A 15081-nucleotide genomic window follows, 5' to 3' on the forward strand; every position below is an offset into this window, starting at 1 on the left:
CGTTCGGGTAGCGTGTGCCGCCCGCACGACCGGGCGCCCGACACGCCGGACGCTCGGGGCCGGGTCGGCGTGTTGATATTCGCGCCGTGCGGACGGCACCGCTGTTCCGTCGACAGGCTCACAGAGCAGGCGGGTTAGCGAATGCGGCGGACGTCGAGCGCCCGCGGCACCGTCACGCGCTCGCCGAGGTCCTCGCCCCGCGCGAAGCGTCCCCACACGGCACGGACCTGACGGCCGGATGCATCGATATCCGCCCACGGCGTGCCCGTTACGAGCGCCGCAGCGCGCCAGGCATCCGCGTCCCCGAACAGCAGAGGCAGATCGACGGTGTGCGCAGACCCCCAGCCGCTCTTCGGCGCCGACCAACTGATGACGTAGTGATGCGCGCGGCCGCCTGCCCGGGCGTGACGGCGAGCGAACTTCCGGCTGTCCCGCGAATACACCAGGCGCGTGACGAGCGACACCACGGTGCGTCCGACGAGTTTGCCGAGCACGGGAACTCGCAGAACACCCTGCAGACTCTGCAGACGGGGCAGAAACAGCGCCGCCTCTTCGGCCGTGTGTCCGATCAGGATGTCGATGCTCGGCGCCGCGGCATCCCATGCTTCGTCCAGCTCGGCCTCGGCGGGCAACGGTTCATGCCCGTACTGGGTGCCGAAAGCCATGCCGCTCTTCAGGCCGAAGCGCGAGGCGGCCGTGTCGACCGCGGGTTGCATCGCCAGGATGTCCGCGGCCGGGGCATCCGGAGCGACACCCGCGAGAGCCTCACCGAAAACGTCGTTCATCGCGGCCGACATCTCGGACCGGCCCCGCGCCAAACCGAGGGGCGCACTCTGAATGATCGCGCGCGTGAAGAGCCCGGCCGCTCCGGACGTCGCCATGAGGTGGGCGACCGCATCGCCTCCGGCGGATTGCCCGAACGCCGTGACCCGGCGCGGGTCGCCACCGAAGGCCGAGATGTTGCGCTGCACCCACGCGAACGCGGCGAGCTGATCCAGCAGACCGAGGTTGGCGGGACGCCCCGGCACTCCCCCGAGAAAACCGAAAAGACCGAGGCGATAGGTGACGGTGACGACGATCACGTTCTGTTCCGCGACGAGCGCGGCCGGGTCCATGATCGGCAGGTCACCCGCACCCGAGACGTATGAGCCGCCATGAATCCAGACCATCACCGGAAGGTCGTCGCCCGGCGCAGTGCCCGCGGGCATCGTGACCGACAGGTGCTGACAGTCCTCGTCGAGACGCCGCTGGTCGAGGGTGCTGCCGAGCACTCTGTCGAGAAACGGCATCGCGCGCTGCGGGCACGCGGGCGACCAGTCCGTCGCGTCGAACGGCTCGCTCCAATCAGGGACGACGGATGGCTCGGCGAACCGCTCTGCGGATGCGTACGGAATGTCGGTGGCCCGCGTCACGGGACCGTCCATCCAGCCACGAACCGGCCCGCAAGGCGGTGCGAACAGCGGGCCGCTCGTCGGGTCTGCCGTCACAGCCAGCGCTTCTTCCGGAACACGACGTAGAGGGTGATGCTCGTCGCCGCCATAAGACCGAGGGCCATCGGATAGCCGTAGGTCCAGTGCAGCTCGGGCATGTCGTCGAAGTTCATGCCGTAAATCGTGCCCACGAGGGTCGGGCCGAACAGGATCGCCGCCCATCCGGAGATCTTCTTGACTTGCTCGTTCTGCACGAGCGCGGTCTCGGTGTGGCGCTCGCTCACCAGGGTCGAGTTGACGGTCAGCGCGTTGTCGAGCAGGGAGCGGAAGGTGGCCAGGCGATCGGTCGTCGACAGTGTGTGGTCGTGCACGTCCCGAAGCGACCGCTGCAGTTCGATGTCGACGTTGTACTTGTCGGCCCCCTTGAGCAGCGCGTCGAGCATCTCGGTCAAGGGCTGCGTGGCGCGCTGGAAGCTGATGACCTCGCGCGAGAGCTCGTAGATGCGCTGTGACAGCGACGCGCTTCCCCCGCCGAAAAGGGTGTCTTCGATCTCGTCGATGTCGTTCTCGACACCGAGCACCACGGGCTTGTACTCATCGACGACCTCGTCGAGGATCGCATACAGCACCGCCTCGGGTCCGAGCGCGAGCAGATCCGGCTGCGATTCGAGCCGGTGCCGTACCCGGGCGAGGTCCGGGGCTTCGGCGTGCCGGATCGTCACGACGAAGTCGGGTCCGACGAAGATATGCAGCTCGCCGAATTCGACCGTTTCGGTCGCGTCCAGGTAGCGCGCGGGTCGTAGTACCGCGAACAAGATGTCGCCGTAGCGCTCCAATTTCGCGCGCTGATGCCCGGTCAACGCATCTTCGACGGCCAGGGGGTGGAGCGAGAATTCCTCCGCCACCTGACGGATCTCATCCTGAGTCGGTCGGAAGAGCCCGATCCACGCCATACCCCCGCAGGCGCGCATGTACTCGAAGGTCTCGTTGAGGCTGGCGGGATTGTCCATCCGGCGACCGGCCACATACACGGCGTTGTCGACGATAGGCATGGTCAGAGCCCCGGCAGTCCGTCGATGCTGACGGCGTTCTTCTCGGCGCGGTACGCGGCCATCCCGTCCGGACCCTTCTTCTCGGCGTGGAGTCGGATCAGGTCGCGTTCGTCGCGCACCTCCATCACGGGCACTCCCCAGCCGCACGAGTCGCTGACGCGCGTGACATCGACCGCGATGACGGCTCGAGTGCTCGGATTCTCGGCATGACGGGAGGCGACCTCGTCGAAGCCCGCGTCGCCGGGCAGCAGCACGATGCCGGTCCCGTGCAGTCGGACGATCCTGGGCCGGCCGTCGAACGACGTGAACATCACGCAGATGCGACCGTTCTCGCGCAGGTGCGCGATGGTTTCGACTCCGCTGCCCGTGTAGTCGACCCAACCGATACGGTTCGGTCCGAGCACCGAGAAGGTGTCGTGTCCGCGGGGCGAGACGTTGACGTGTCCGTCCTCGGCCAGGGGTGCCGTCGACACGAACCAGAGGGGCTGCGCCTCCATCCACTCCGCGAGTTTCGGATCGATCGCGTCGAAGACTTTGCCCATGGACCTCACGATATAGCCGCCCGGTGAACACTTCGGCCGCCGCTCTGGCCGATCGTCGGCGGGGGTTCTAGGCTCACACGATGACCGGATTGGTGCCGTACCTGAAGTTCGATGGGCGCGCGCGTGAGGCGCTCACGTTCTACCGCGACGTTTTCGGCGGCGAACTCGAGATCCACACGTATGCCGACCTCGGCAATGAGCAGGGACTCCCGGATGCTGTGGCCCACGGTATCTTGAGCGGCCCCGTCGCTGTGTTCGCCTCGGACGTGGCGGGTGACGAGGCATCCTTCGACACCGCCGGGTTGATGTTCGCGCTGCTCGGCACGGCCGATTCGGCAACGCTCGAGGCGTGGTTCGCCGCGCTCGCCGAGGGTGGCACGGTGAGCGATCCGCTGCAGGAGCGGCCCTGGGGTGCCCACGACGGACAGGTAACCGATCAGTTCGGGGTTCCCTGGCTGATCGGCTACGAGGACTGATGCCTTCCGCGAAGCACAGTCCCGTGCAGCTGTCCGGCGCGCACATGCTGATCACAGGCGGCGGCAACGGGATCGGGCGGCTGATGGCGCTCGGTGCCGCCGAGCGCGGTGCGCGCGTCACGATCTGGGACGTCTCGGAGGAGCGGAGTCAGCTGGTCCGTGACGAGATCCGTGCGCGGGGCGGCAGCGCCGAAGCGACGACGATCGACATCACCGATCGGGAGGAAGTCGACCGGGCGGCGGCAGAGACCGGAGCCGTCGACATCCTGATCAACAACGCCGGCGTCGTGACGGGCAAGCGTCTGCTCGACGCGGTCCGGCGGACCTTCGAGGTCAACACCCTCAGCCTCTACTGGATGACGCGTGCCTTTCTCGGCGGGATGGTCGCCCGCGACCGGGGCACGGTCGTCACGATAGCGAGCGCTGCGGGCCTCGTCGGTGTCGCGCGGCAGACGGACTACTCGGCCAGCAAGTTCGCCGCGTTCGGGTTCACCGAGTCGCTGCGCGCCGAGCTCGCTGCCGACCGCAGCCGCGTCGGAACGCTCGTCGTCTGCCCGTATTACATCAACACCGGCATGTTCGCGGGCGTCACAACGAGGTTCCCGTGGCTGTTGCCGATCCTGGACGAACACGTCGTGGCGACCCGCATCCTGAGCGCGATCGAGCGCGGAAAGCGCCAGCTCGTCCTGCCGCGGCTCGTCCGGTTGATTCCGGGAGTACGGATGCTTCCGGTCCCGGCCTTCGACGCCGTGCTGAACACTCTCGGCATCAACAAGACCATGGATCACTTCCGCGGCCGTGCTGGCCCACGCTAAGCGGATCGGCGTTCGTGGGTCGGAGATCCGGGCGGGGTCGGAGGATCCGTGCCCAACACTCCGACCCTGAGCGGATCTCCGACCCTCACGAGCGCGACGAGCGCTCGGCGGCCCACGCAGCATCACCTCGAGCGATCCGCCCCGATGCGCTCAGCCGTGCCGCCGTGGATGAGGGCTTGCGAGAGGCCTGAGCCTCGATTGCCGCCGCAAACTCCGGGCCAAAGTCGAGGCGAGGCAGGGCCGCGGCCACCTCTCGACGAAGCGCCACATCCCACTTCTCGGGGTCGGCATGCGCGACGTCGAGGCTCGTGGCCGCCTCGAGCAGGAAGCCCTCGGGGTCTTCGTCGACGTCGACACTCACCCACATGTGCCGTTCGATCACCTGCATGACGCGTTCCCGCCGCGAGGCCGGCCAACCGGCACCCGCCGCGAACGTCCACGCGGCAGCACCGCCGGATGATTCGAACGGCATGAGGTGCGCATCGAACGGTTCGGTCACGCCCAGGTCGTGCAGCATCGCCGCGACGAACAGCAGTTCATCGTCCACGGACAGCCCGAGCGACTCCCCCAGCGCCTGTGCCCACACCCACGACCGCAGGCAGTGATTGACGAGCGCTGGGCCGCACCACTCGCGTGCGACCTCGAGCGCGTGACCCGCGGTTGCGGTGGGTGGCTCGACCAGCCGCCTCACATCGAACGTCGATGGCATCGCCGACTCCTTCTGTTGAAGGCGACGGTAACGCCACGGGGTCGTCCCCGCGCTTCAGAGCAGCGGACGCGTCCGGATCAGCGGGAAACGTGGCAGTTCTCGTGCGGGATCAGCGCGCCTGAGCCGCGAGTGCGTCGGCGAGCAGATCCGGGTGGTGGATCTCGGCGACATCCGGGTGGGCGCGCAACCGGGACTTCAGCTGGTTCTCGCCGTACGACCCGTGGATGACGTTCGAGGGGTCCTGCTCGATCCCGCGCGCGGCGGCGCTGTATTCGGGCGCCATGTTCAACCGGGGTACGACAGCGTCGAGCCGCGGGTTGAAGAAGAACGGAACCGAGATGCGCTCGGAGCCCTCCGCGGGAGCGATGACGCGGTGCACGGTCGCGCGCAGGTAGCCGTCCGTCGCCCATTCGAGCAGCTCACCGATGTTGACGATCAGTGCGCCGTCCTGCGGCGGCACGTCGTGCCACTCGCCCTGGTATTCGACCTGCAGCCCGCCCGCGTCCGGCTCGATCCACAACAACGTGAGCACTCCCGCGTCCTTATGCCGACCGACTCCCTGGCGCGAGCTGGCGTCCGCGGGAACCCCGGGGTATCGGGCGATCTTGATGTGGATCGATGGCTCGTCCGCGAAGATGTCGAGGAGCTGTGCAGGATCGGAGCCGAGCGCTTCTGCCCACGCGGCGAGCAACCGCAGTCCGATGACTTCGAGGCGCTCACGCCACTCCTCGATGACGGGGCGGAGTTCCGGGAGTGCACTCGGCCACTGGTTGGGGCCGTCGAGCCGCAGGTACGCCGGGTCGTCGGGTCCGAGTTCGCGCGCCTCGCGGCCGGGGCCGATGTCGATCTGCTCGCGCCAGTCGACCTTGCCCTGGGTAAGCTCGCCGCCGACCCGCGCGTAGCCTCGGAAGTACGGGGACTTCAGGTTCTCGATCTCGAGCTTCTGCTCGTCGGGCAGAGCGAAGAACGCGCGGGATGTCGACAGCAGGCGCGCCTGCAGGTCGTCGGGTATGCCGTGACCCACGAGGGTGAAAAAGCCCACCTCGTGCGTCGCGCGGCGCAGCTCGTTACGGAATTGCTCGGCCGCCGCCGGACCCTGGTCGAGCAGCGAGAGGTCGAGAACGGGAATGGGCGTGGCACTCATGCATACGACGCTAATTCGCTGCGGACGGGATACGGCGAATTGTTTCAGAGAGTGACGCCCGCGCGGCAGGTGCAGGCGTCGGATGCGTCATCCGCACGCGGCCCACCGTCCACGTGAGCGGTAGCTGTAGCGTCGAGGGATGGCCCTCGCATCCCGCACGTCCAGCCGTTCACCGCGACCCGCTATCGACCTCACCGTCGTGGCGAGCACGTGGCTCACCCCGCAGCTGGTGCGCGTGACGCTCGGGGGAACAGGATTCACGCAGTTCGAGGATCGGCCCGAGACCGACAAGTACGTCAAGCTCATGTTCACGGATGCTGACTCGCTCATCGTCACGCGGACCTACACGGTGCGTCGGGTGGACCACGAGGCACAGACGCTCGACATCGACTTCGTCGTGCACGGTGACGACGGCCTGGCGGGGCCGTGGGCGGCTGCTGCGGAGCCGGGTGCGACGCTTCGGCTGATGGGCCCGGGCGGCGGTTACGCGCCCAATCCCGAGGCATCCTGGTACCTGTACTTGGGTGATCTCTCGGCCGTGCCGGCCATCGCCGCCGCGCTCGAGGCGCTGCCCACCGACGCCGTCGGGGTTGCCTACATCGAGGTCGATTCGGACGATACCGCCCTCGCCCTCGAAGCGCCCGCGGGTGTGGAAGTGCACTGGGTCGTCAACACCGACCACGCCCCGGAAGCACTCGCCGACCGCGTTCGGGGCATGCCGTGGCGCGAGGGTATGGTCGACGTCTTCGCCCACGGAGAGCGTGAATCGATGAAGGCCCTTCGCCGCGCGCTGTTCGAAGACCGTGGGCTCGACCGTGGCCAGGTGTCGCTCTCGGGTTACTGGGCGCGCGGGCGGACGGAAGACCGCTTCCAGGCCGAGAAGCGCGAGCCGATCGGCCAGATCCTGTGAAGACGCGCCCGCCGCGCGTTCAGACGCCGACGCGGGCGAAAGCGTCCTGACTGATGCCCTGATCGAGCACGACCTTCGCCCACTCGCGGGCGCTGTGCAGCGAGTGGTCGCGGAAGTTGCCGCACTCGATCGCCGAGACACCGGGGATGTCGGCCTCGACGGCTTCGTCGGCGATGAAGCGCAGGCTGCCGGTCAGAGCGGCCACGACATCCGGAATCTCGGGTTCGCCCCACATCAGCAGGTGGAAACCGGTGCGGCACCCGAACGGCGAGATGTCGATCACGCCGTCGATGCGGTCGCGCAGGAGTCCCGCGAGCATGTGCTCGAGCGTGTGCAGACCCGCGGTGGGGATCTCGCCCGCGTTGGGCTGCACGAGGCGCACGTCGAAGTTCGTGATCGTGCCCCCGCCCGGCCCGTGTTCAACACCGATGCGGCGCACGTACGGGGCGAGCACGGCGGTGTGGTCCAGCGTGAAGCTCTCGATCTCGGCCATTAGTTCCTCCTTGCGAACGCCGCGAGGCGCTCGATCAATTCTCGCAGCGTGTTCTCATCGTGCACGAGTCCGAGGCGGATGTGCCCGCGTCCCCGGGTGCCGAAGCCATCCCCGGGCGCGACGGCGACTCGCGCCTCGTCCCGAAGCCGCCGGGCGAAGTCGACGGCGTCCTGATCTCCGGGCAGGCGGACCCAGACGAAGAACGTGCCCTCGGGCGCCGCGACATCCCATCCGATTGCGCGCAGACCATCGACCACGACGTCGCGTCGGCGCTGATACAGCGCGACGAGGTCTGCGGCGGCGGATTGATCACCCTCGAGCGCGACGGCGGCGGCCTCTTGCGTGGCCCCGAACATGGTGCTGAACGCATGGGACTGGTACCGCTTCATAGCGGTAATGATCGAGGCATTGCCGGCGGCGAACCCGACGCGCCATCCGGCCATGCTGTACGTCTTCGACAGGGTTTGCACCTCGACCGTGACGTCGAATTCGCGGTCGATGCCGAGCGCCGACAGAGGGCGATTGCCGTCGAATCCGAGCGATGAGTACGCGAAGTCGTGCACGAAAGCGGCGCCCGTGCGCTTCGCGAAACCGACGGCCGCCTCGAGGGTGGCGCGTGAGGCGAGGGCCCCGGTCGGATTGTTCGGGTAGTTCAGCACCAGGACGCTGGCCGCCGAGACATCCGCGAGCGCGTCGAAGTCCGGCTGATAGCGCGGTGGTTCGAGAGGGAGAGGGACAACGGATGCCCCGGCCAGGTCGGCCGCGGAGGTGTAGATCGGATAGCCGGGGTCAGGCAGCACGACGTTCGTGCCCGGATCCGCGATCGCGAGGACCGCCGCCATGAAGCCCTCGTGCGAGCCGTGGAAGATCGCGACCTCGGTCTCGGGGTCGACCCCGACGCCGTGATCCTCGCGGTATCGGAGCGAGATCGCCTCGCGGACGCTGGGGCGACCGGCGTACGACGGGTACCGGTGGTTGCGGGGATCGGCGACCTCGTGCTGCATCGCCGCGACGATGTGCTCGGGCGTCGGCTGATCCGGGTTGCCCTTCGAGACATCGATCACCGCCGGGCCGGGCTCGGCGGCGAGGCGCGCGATCTCGCGGTCCATCCCTCCCCAGAAGTTGACCGGCAGGCCCGCGACGCGGGCGGCGGGGGTGAATTCGCTCACGGCCTACCGCCTCCGGTAACGCCGGGCCACGCCCGTGCCGATCGTCTGCAGGCCCTGCACCAGGATGATCAGGGTCACGCAGGTGATGACCATCGCGAAGCCGTCATAGCGCTGGTAGCCGTACGACAGGGCCAGGTCACCAATTCCGCCGGCGCCGACGGTTCCGGCCATGGCCGTGGCATCAACGAGTCCCACGCTCGCAATGGTCAAGGCCAGGATCAGAGAGCTGCGGGCCTCGGGCAGCAAGAAGCGCCAGAAGATCTGGAACGGCGATGCACCCATGGCACGCGCGGCCTCGATCACTCCCTGCGGGACCTCGAGCAGCGAGTTCTCGACGAGTCGACCGATGTACGGTGCGATCATCACCGTCAGGGGCACGATCGCAGCCCACACGCCGATGCTCGTGCCGACGAGCAGGCGCGTGAACGGCAGGATCGCGACCAACAGGATGATGAACGGTAACGAGCGGATGAGGTTGACGACGATCCCGAGGATCAGGTTGACGGGACGGTTGGGCAGCACGCCCCCGGGCCGCGTCAGCGCCAGGACCGTGCCGATCGCGATGCCGAGCACCGAGCCGAGGGCGAGTGCGACGCCGAGCATCTGCAGCGTCTCGCCGAGCGCCGTCAGGAAGATCTCGGGCGTAATGAGCGTCCACTTGTCGTCGTTCATCCCACGACCTCCTCGACGTGCGCCACGCGGCCCTCGAGGAACGCGTGCGCCGCGGCGACCTGCTCGGGCGAGCCCGTGACCTTCAGGATCATCTGCCCGACCGTGTGATTGCGGATCTCGGTCATGTCGGCGTGCAGCATGTTGATCGAGACGCCGATGCCGGTGATCAGGTCCGAGACGAGGGGCTGCGTGACCTGGTCGTCCACGAGCAGCAGACGCCAGAGGCCGTCGCCGCCCAGGTGTTCGACGACGCGTTGCGGGATCCCCTGCGGGATGACGGTGGTTACGAAATCGCGGGTGATGTCGGCCTTCGGGTGCAGGAAGGTCTCGAGCACGGTGCCCTGTTCGACGACCTCGCCCGCGGCCATCACGGCGACTTCTTCGGCGAGGTCCTTGATGACGTCCATCTCGTGCGTGACGACGAGGATCGTCGTGCCGTACTCGCGGTTGATGCTCCGCAGCAGCTCGATGATCTGACCCGTGGTCGTGGGGTCGAGGGCGCTGGTGGCCTCGTCCGACAGCAGGATCGTGGGGTTGCGCACGAGCGCCCGCGCGATGCCGACGCGCTGCTTCTGCCCGCCCGAAAGCTCGCCCGCGTGGTTGTCGGCCTTGTCGCCGAGCCCGACGAACTCGAGCACCTCTTCGGCCCGGGCCCGGGCGGCGGCCTTGCCAACGCCGTCGAGACGGAGGGGAAGGGCGACGTTGTCGCGCACCTTGACCGTCTCGAGCAGGTTGAACTGCTGGAAGATCATGCCGGTGCGCTTCTGGGCCGTGCGCAGGCGTGATCCCTGGAGAGATCCGACATCGATGCCGTCGACGACGACGCGACCGGATGTCGGATGCTCGAGGCCGTTCACCAGCCGGATCAGCGTCGACTTGCCCGCACCGCTGTATCCGATGACGCCGTAGATCGTGCCCGGCGCGATGTCGAGTGAAACGCCGCGAAGGGCCGCGGTGTCCGCGGCCCTTCCGGTGAAGGTCTTCGAGACATCCTCGAAGACGATCCTTCCCTCTGTGGGAGTGCTCAACTGAACCAGGCCGGCAGGTTGTACCCGTCGTACTGCGAGTTCGACTCGATGTATTCGATGAACTCGGGCGACTCGTAGGCAGCCTTGATGGCGAGCGCCCAGTCCGACTCGAGGTCGTCCGCACGCACGGTCACGACATTCGAGAACTCGATGGGCTGGTCTTCGAGAGCAAGCGCGTCGTCGTATTCCAGGCCACCGGCCACGATGAAGTTGCCCTGGATTGTGGCGTAGTCCACGTCCTGCAGCGCCGGCACCTGCTGCGCGTTCTCGATCGGGGTGATGTCGAGGTTCTTGGGGTTCGACGTGATGATCGACAGGTCGGCCGTGTTGGGGTCGTCGACGTCGTCGAAGTCGATCCAGCCGATGTCGCGCAGGATCAGAAGGCCGCGGTAGAGGTTCGCGGGCGAGTTCGGAACCGTGACGGTCGCGCCATCCTGAACGTCGTCGATCGACGTCGACTTGCCACCGAACAGTGCCATGCGCGGCGTCGGAATCTGCACGAGTGCGGCGTTGTCGATGCCCTCTTGGGCATTCACGAAGTCCATGTACACGGGGTGCTGCATGATGTTCGCGTCGATCTCGCCCGTCGACACGGCGACATTCACGACGATGCCATCGGTGAAGTCCACGGACTCGACGCCGTAGCCCTCGTCCTCGAGGATCGGCAGGATGCCCTCTTCGAACATCTGCTGGTAGGGGCCGGGGTTAAAGCCGATCTTGAGTTCGGTCTTCTCGGCCGCCGGGGCGCCGGACTCGGACGTCGTCGCTCCCCCGCTGCACGCGGCCGTCGTCAGGACCAGTGCCGCGGTGGCGGCGCCGAGCAGGGCGGTACGGATGAGCTTCATGGTCGTCCTTTTTTGTGATGGTGCGGGGGTGTCGTGATGGTGCGGGGGTGTTGTGATGCTGTGAGGTGTGCGCGATGCCAATCCCAGGGTTCCTGGGACACCGGCGCGCTGAAAACCGTAACCGGCAGAGCGCCCGGGCGCGGATTCGCGTCGTCACACTCGGCAACACAGCCGTTCGGACGGCCCCGATTCAGACGATGACCACGGCGCGCGCGTCGGCCTCCTGCGGCGTGAACAGGGTCAGGCCGGAGCGCTCACGGAATGTGTCGCCCCGGTATTCGCTCGGGAAGTACCCGCGCTCCTGCAGCTCCGGCACGAGAAGTTCGAGCATGTTCGACATCCCGGCCCCGACGTTCGGCGGATCGAAGTTGAACCCGTCACAGGCGCGTGCCTCGAACCAGTCGATCATGGTCTCGGCGACCGATGCCGGGGTACCCACGAGCGATTGGTGGCCGGTAGACCGCGACATCTTGATCATCAATTCGCGCAGCGTGAGTTCAGACGCCATCGCGCGGAACAGCCGCCACCGCTCCATCCGGTGCGGGCTGTCGCCGAGGCGCTCCGCAGGGATCAACTCATCGACATCGAGGTCGCTCACGTCGACGTCGAGCAGCCCGCTGACGAGCGCGCGTCCGTTCGTATCGGTGACACACTCATCCAGCTCGGCGGCGATCTCTTCCGCCTCCGCCATTGTCCGACCGACGATCGGGATGATGCCGGGCAGGACTTTGACCCGCTCCGGGTCGCGCCCCTTCGTCGCGAGGAGCTTTTTGTAGTCGGCGTACCAGGCGATCGCGCCGGCCTTCTCGGGCTGCACGGCGTAGATGATGTCCGCGTACGTGGATCCCAGTTCGATTCCCGCCGGCGACTGACCGGCCTGAACGAGCACGGGCCGGTCCTGGGGGGAACGCGGGATATTGGTCGGGCCCTGAACGCGAAAGTGCGCACCGACGTGGTCGATGTCGTGCACGCGATCGTTGTCGATCCACTGGCCGCCCACCTTGTCGTCGATGATGGCGTCGCGGTCCCAGCTGTCCCAGAGCTTTGTGACCACGTCGACGAACTCCATCGCACGCTCGTAGCGGGAAGACTTCTCGGGCATCTCGTCACGGCCGAAGTTCTGGTTGCCACTCACCGACGTGACGATGTTCCATCCCGCTCGGCCGCCCGAGAGCTGATCGAGGTTGCCGAATTGGCGTGCCACCGTGAACGGTTCCGACCAGGTCGTCGATGCTGTGCCGATCATCCCGATCTTCTCGGTGAAGCCGATCAACGACCCGATTGTCGAGATGGGCTCGTTGACCGACACCCCGCGGTAGCCGTGACGGCGCAGGCCCGTGGCGTCGTTGCTGTCGGCGAAGAAGATCGCATCGATTCCGGCGCGCTCGGCAGCCTGGGCCATGTCGCGGACGTGAGCGAGAGAGCCGATGTCGGCGGTTCGACTCTGTGGATGACGCCAGGCGTCGTTCGCATACCCGAACGCGGCCATGAACATCGTGAGCGTCATCCTGCGTTCGGTCATGCGCCGCCTCCTCGTTGATCGCGACAGTCGGCTCCGTCGCCGCCCGATCAGTTCCGCACACCCGGGATGGGCGGTCAACGGGGTATTCCGGGTGACGAAAGGTCGGGATGTGCGTCGCCAGACGGAGGTCGGCATAGCCTCGGTTCATGGACGCGCGCTTCCGCTTCTCGGACGATCCCGACGACATCGACCGCGAGCGTGTACACCACTGGCTGAGCGAGCAGGCCTACTGGGCGCTCGGGCGTGCGCGCGATGTTCAGGACGCCGCCATCGACGCATCCCGCAACTTCGCGGTGATCGATACCGCGACGGGAGCGCAGGTCGCGTATGCCCGGGTCGTGACCGACGGCGTCACGTTCGCGTGGTTGTGTGATGTGTTCGTCGATCCTGAGGTGCGCGGTGAAGGCGTCGGCATCGGGCTGATCGCGGGTGTCGTTGCGGCCCTCGAACCCCTCGGGCTGCGTCGCATTCTGCTTGCGACGGCCGACGCGCACGGTCTGTACGAGAAGTTCGGTTTCGCCGCGCTCGTCCAGCCCGAGCGATGGATGGCGCGGCTGCAGGGCTGACGCTCAGACGGCCGAGCGGGTGGTCAGGCGGCGCAGATCTCAGGCTCAGGCCGGTAGTCGCGAGAACGCGGCCGCGCGCTCGACCTGGTCGCGGGTGGGGACGACGCCCGTGTAGCGCTCGAACTGCCGGGCGGCCTGCAGGGCGACGACCTCGGCGCCCGAGATGACCGCGAGGTCCCGCTGGCGTGCCGCGCGGATCAGCGGCGTCTCGGACGGGAACGCCACGACGTCGAAGACGGTGCTGGCGGCCGCGAGATGGTCGTCCGAGAACGACTGGGCGGAGGCATCCGCTCCCTCCATGCCGAGCGGGGTGACATTGACGAGCATCGCGTGCCCGGGCGCGGGATCCGTTGCGACCCAGCGGTACCCGTATTTGTCGGCGAGCGCGCGTCCGGCGGCCTCATTGCGCGCGAGCACCGTCAGGTCATCGAAGCCCGCGCCGCGGAACGCCGCGACGACGGCCTTGGCCATGCCGCCCGACCCCCGCACGAGCACCGACTGGGCCCGGTCGACGTCATGCTCGGACAGGAGGGCCTCGACGGCTTCGTAGTCGGTGTTGGACGCGGTGAGTGTGCCCCCATCGTTCACGATCGTGTTGACCGATTCGATCGCTTCGGCGGACGGCTCCATCGCGTCAACGAGCGGAATCACGGCCTCTTTGAACGGCATCGACACCGAGCAGCCGCGGATACCGAGGGCCCGCACTCCCCCGATCGCGCCCGCGATGTCGTCGGTCGTGAAGGCCTTGTAGACGAAGTTCAGCCCGAGCTCGTCGTAGAGGAAGTTGTGGAAGCGGGTGCCAAGGTTGGACGGACGGGCCGCCAGAGAAATGCACAGCGTCATGTCTTTGTTGAGGATCGGCATGGGTTCATTCTGCCGCCGTCTCGTCGACAGCTGACAGGGTGGGCCCGAGAACCGGAGGCATCATGCGTATCGATCTGTCGGGCAAGACCGCCCTGGTAACCGCCTCGACCTCGGGCATCGGGGCCGCGATCGCCAGCGGGTTGAGGCACGCGGGAGCGAGCGTCGTCCTCAACGGGCGCTCCGAAGACAGCGTCCAACGGGCCGTTGTCGCGCTTCGCGCCGAAGACGGCGAGGGGACCGTGACGGGAATCGCGGCGGATGCGGCCGAAGCATCCGGCGCCGAGGCCCTCGTCGCGGGCGCGGGTGACGTGGATGTTCTCGTCAACAACCTGGGCATCTTTGGCGCGGCGCCCCCGCTCGAAATCGAAGACGACGAATGGCGTCGCTACTTCGAGACGAACGTCCTGTCGGCAGCCCGGCTCACACGCATGGTGCTGCCCGGCATGATCGCCCGCGGGTGGGGTCGTGTGCTCAACATCGCGAGCGATTCGGCGATCGTCATCCCCGCAGAGATGATCCAGTACGGGATGTCGAAGACCGCCCTGCTCGCGGTCTCGCGCGGATTCGCGAAGGCGGCGGCTGGCACCGGCGTGACGGTCAACGCCGTGATCGCCGGTCCCACCCACACGGGGGGCGTCGAGGAGTTCGTCTACGAACTCGTCGACCGCAGCCTTCCCTGGGACGAGGCCCAGCGTGAGTTCATGCGCACTGCGCGCCCGCAGTCGTTGCTGCAGCGACTGATCGAGCCCGAAGAGATCGCGAACATGGTCGTGTACCTCGCTTCACCCCTGGCCTCGGCGACGACCGGCGGGGCGCTCCGCGTGGACGGCGGGTACGTCGACTC

Annotated in this window: 17 protein-coding genes; 5 read left to right on the plus strand and 12 right to left on the minus strand. The window is 67.5% G+C overall.

Annotation, left to right across the window (positions count from 1 at the left end; all coding sequences use genetic code 11):
• Positions 1-134: 134 nt before the first annotated feature.
• Genes MIC448_RS15550 through MIC448_RS15560 form a run of 3 tightly spaced genes read right to left on the minus strand, consistent with a single transcriptional unit; the run spans position 135 to position 3024 of the window.
• Positions 135-1487, minus strand: coding sequence for a carboxylesterase family protein (locus MIC448_RS15550; protein ID WP_081766480.1), 1353 nt, complete (start codon positions 1485-1487; stop codon positions 135-137).
• Positions 1484-2482, minus strand: a complete 999-nt coding sequence (corA, locus tag MIC448_RS15555) for a magnesium/cobalt transporter CorA (protein WP_036301811.1) — start codon at positions 2480-2482, stop codon at positions 1484-1486. The genes MIC448_RS15550 and corA overlap by 4 nt, the downstream gene beginning before the upstream one ends.
• A gap of 2 nt (positions 2483-2484) precedes the next feature.
• Positions 2485-3024, minus strand: coding sequence for a pyridoxamine 5'-phosphate oxidase family protein (locus tag MIC448_RS15560; RefSeq protein ID WP_036301814.1), 540 nt, complete (start codon positions 3022-3024; stop codon positions 2485-2487).
• A gap of 80 nt (positions 3025-3104) precedes the next feature.
• On the opposite strand from MIC448_RS15560, the gene MIC448_RS15565 reads away from it, so the two are divergent.
• On the plus strand, positions 3105-3500 hold the full coding sequence (locus MIC448_RS15565) for a VOC family protein (RefSeq protein WP_036301816.1): 396 nt from the start codon (positions 3105-3107) through the stop codon (positions 3498-3500).
• Positions 3500-4315: an SDR family oxidoreductase gene (locus MIC448_RS15570; protein WP_036301817.1), complete on the plus strand. Its 816-nt coding sequence runs from the start codon at positions 3500-3502 to the stop codon at positions 4313-4315. Before MIC448_RS15565 ends, MIC448_RS15570 begins: the two co-directional genes overlap by 1 nt.
• 85 nt (positions 4316-4400) lie before the next feature.
• Here MIC448_RS15570 and MIC448_RS15575 read toward each other — a convergent pair whose 3' ends face one another.
• On the minus strand, positions 4401-5024 hold the full coding sequence (locus tag MIC448_RS15575; protein ID WP_051514221.1) for an HD domain-containing protein: 624 nt from the start codon (positions 5022-5024) through the stop codon (positions 4401-4403).
• Between the two features lie 109 nt (positions 5025-5133).
• On the minus strand, positions 5134-6168 hold the full coding sequence (locus tag MIC448_RS15580) for an isopenicillin N synthase family oxygenase (protein ID WP_036301819.1): 1035 nt from the start codon (positions 6166-6168) through the stop codon (positions 5134-5136).
• Between the two features lie 139 nt (positions 6169-6307).
• On the opposite strand from MIC448_RS15580, the gene MIC448_RS15585 reads away from it, so the two are divergent.
• On the plus strand, positions 6308-7078 hold the full coding sequence (locus tag MIC448_RS15585) for a siderophore-interacting protein (RefSeq protein WP_036301821.1): 771 nt from the start codon (positions 6308-6310) through the stop codon (positions 7076-7078).
• Between the two features lie 19 nt (positions 7079-7097).
• On the opposite strand, the gene MIC448_RS15590 is transcribed toward MIC448_RS15585, so the two are convergent.
• From MIC448_RS15590 to MIC448_RS15615, 6 genes are all read right to left on the minus strand, one after another.
• The gene (locus tag MIC448_RS15590) at positions 7098-7571 is read right to left on the minus strand and encodes an S-ribosylhomocysteine lyase (protein WP_036301823.1); all 474 of its coding nucleotides are present in this window, start codon (positions 7569-7571) and stop codon (positions 7098-7100) included.
• On the minus strand, positions 7571-8740 hold the full coding sequence (locus MIC448_RS15595; RefSeq protein ID WP_036301825.1) for an aminotransferase class I/II-fold pyridoxal phosphate-dependent enzyme: 1170 nt from the start codon (positions 8738-8740) through the stop codon (positions 7571-7573). Before MIC448_RS15595 ends, MIC448_RS15590 begins: the two co-directional genes overlap by 1 nt.
• Positions 8741-8743: 3 nt before the next feature.
• The gene (locus tag MIC448_RS15600) at positions 8744-9412 is read right to left on the minus strand and encodes a methionine ABC transporter permease (protein ID WP_036301827.1); all 669 of its coding nucleotides are present in this window, start codon (positions 9410-9412) and stop codon (positions 8744-8746) included.
• Positions 9409-10440, minus strand: coding sequence for a methionine ABC transporter ATP-binding protein (locus MIC448_RS15605; protein WP_198517860.1), 1032 nt, complete (start codon positions 10438-10440; stop codon positions 9409-9411). Before MIC448_RS15605 ends, MIC448_RS15600 begins: the two co-directional genes overlap by 4 nt.
• A complete protein-coding gene (locus MIC448_RS15610) occupies positions 10437-11285 on the minus strand; it encodes a MetQ/NlpA family ABC transporter substrate-binding protein (protein ID WP_051514224.1) in 849 nt (282 codons plus the stop codon). The genes MIC448_RS15605 and MIC448_RS15610 overlap by 4 nt, the downstream gene beginning before the upstream one ends.
• 190 nt (positions 11286-11475) lie before the next feature.
• A complete protein-coding gene (locus MIC448_RS15615; protein WP_036301829.1) occupies positions 11476-12807 on the minus strand; it encodes an NtaA/DmoA family FMN-dependent monooxygenase in 1332 nt (443 codons plus the stop codon).
• A 146-nt stretch (positions 12808-12953) separates the two neighbouring features.
• Here MIC448_RS15615 and MIC448_RS15620 point away from each other — a divergent pair, with 146 nt between their 5' ends.
• Positions 12954-13373 carry a GNAT family N-acetyltransferase gene (locus MIC448_RS15620; RefSeq protein ID WP_036301831.1) on the plus strand — a complete coding sequence of 140 codons (420 nt, stop codon included), beginning with the start codon at positions 12954-12956 and terminating at the stop codon, positions 13371-13373.
• Positions 13374-13418: 45 nt separating this feature from the next.
• On the opposite strand, the gene MIC448_RS15625 is transcribed toward MIC448_RS15620, so the two are convergent.
• Positions 13419-14237, minus strand: coding sequence for a shikimate 5-dehydrogenase (locus tag MIC448_RS15625; RefSeq protein WP_036301833.1), 819 nt, complete (start codon positions 14235-14237; stop codon positions 13419-13421).
• Positions 14238-14299: 62 nt separating this feature from the next.
• Here MIC448_RS15625 and MIC448_RS15630 point away from each other — a divergent pair.
• The coding region (locus tag MIC448_RS15630; protein ID WP_036301835.1) for an SDR family NAD(P)-dependent oxidoreductase at positions 14300-15081 on the plus strand (782 nt) is incomplete at its 3' end.

The organism is Microbacterium sp. C448 (assembly GCF_000582705.2).
Lineage (GTDB): Bacteria > Actinomycetota > Actinomycetes > Actinomycetales > Microbacteriaceae > Microbacterium > Microbacterium lacus_A.

Coding starts and splice junctions, on each gene's coding strand:
- MIC448_RS15625 (WP_036301833.1), bottom strand. CDS start 14,237: ATGCCGATCCTCAACAAAGACATGACGCTGTGCATTTCTCTGGCGGCC.
- MIC448_RS15600 (WP_036301827.1), bottom strand. CDS start 9,412: ATGAACGACGACAAGTGGACGCTCATTACGCCCGAGATCTTCCTGACG.
- MIC448_RS15580 (WP_036301819.1), bottom strand. CDS start 6,168: ATGAGTGCCACGCCCATTCCCGTTCTCGACCTCTCGCTGCTCGACCAG.
- MIC448_RS15585 (WP_036301821.1), top strand. CDS start 6,308: ATGGCCCTCGCATCCCGCACGTCCAGCCGTTCACCGCGACCCGCTATC.
- MIC448_RS15620 (WP_036301831.1), top strand. CDS start 12,954: ATGGACGCGCGCTTCCGCTTCTCGGACGATCCCGACGACATCGACCGC.
- MIC448_RS15560 (WP_036301814.1), bottom strand. CDS start 3,024: ATGGGCAAAGTCTTCGACGCGATCGATCCGAAACTCGCGGAGTGGATG.
- MIC448_RS15565 (WP_036301816.1), top strand. CDS start 3,105: ATGACCGGATTGGTGCCGTACCTGAAGTTCGATGGGCGCGCGCGTGAG.
- MIC448_RS15570 (WP_036301817.1), top strand. CDS start 3,500: ATGCCTTCCGCGAAGCACAGTCCCGTGCAGCTGTCCGGCGCGCACATG.
- MIC448_RS15590 (WP_036301823.1), bottom strand. CDS start 7,571: ATGGCCGAGATCGAGAGCTTCACGCTGGACCACACCGCCGTGCTCGCC.
- MIC448_RS15615 (WP_036301829.1), bottom strand. CDS start 12,807: ATGACCGAACGCAGGATGACGCTCACGATGTTCATGGCCGCGTTCGGG.
- MIC448_RS15610 (WP_051514224.1), bottom strand. CDS start 11,285: ATGAAGCTCATCCGTACCGCCCTGCTCGGCGCCGCCACCGCGGCACTG.
- MIC448_RS15575 (WP_051514221.1), bottom strand. CDS start 5,024: ATGCCATCGACGTTCGATGTGAGGCGGCTGGTCGAGCCACCCACCGCA.
- corA (WP_036301811.1), bottom strand. CDS start 2,482: ATGCCTATCGTCGACAACGCCGTGTATGTGGCCGGTCGCCGGATGGAC.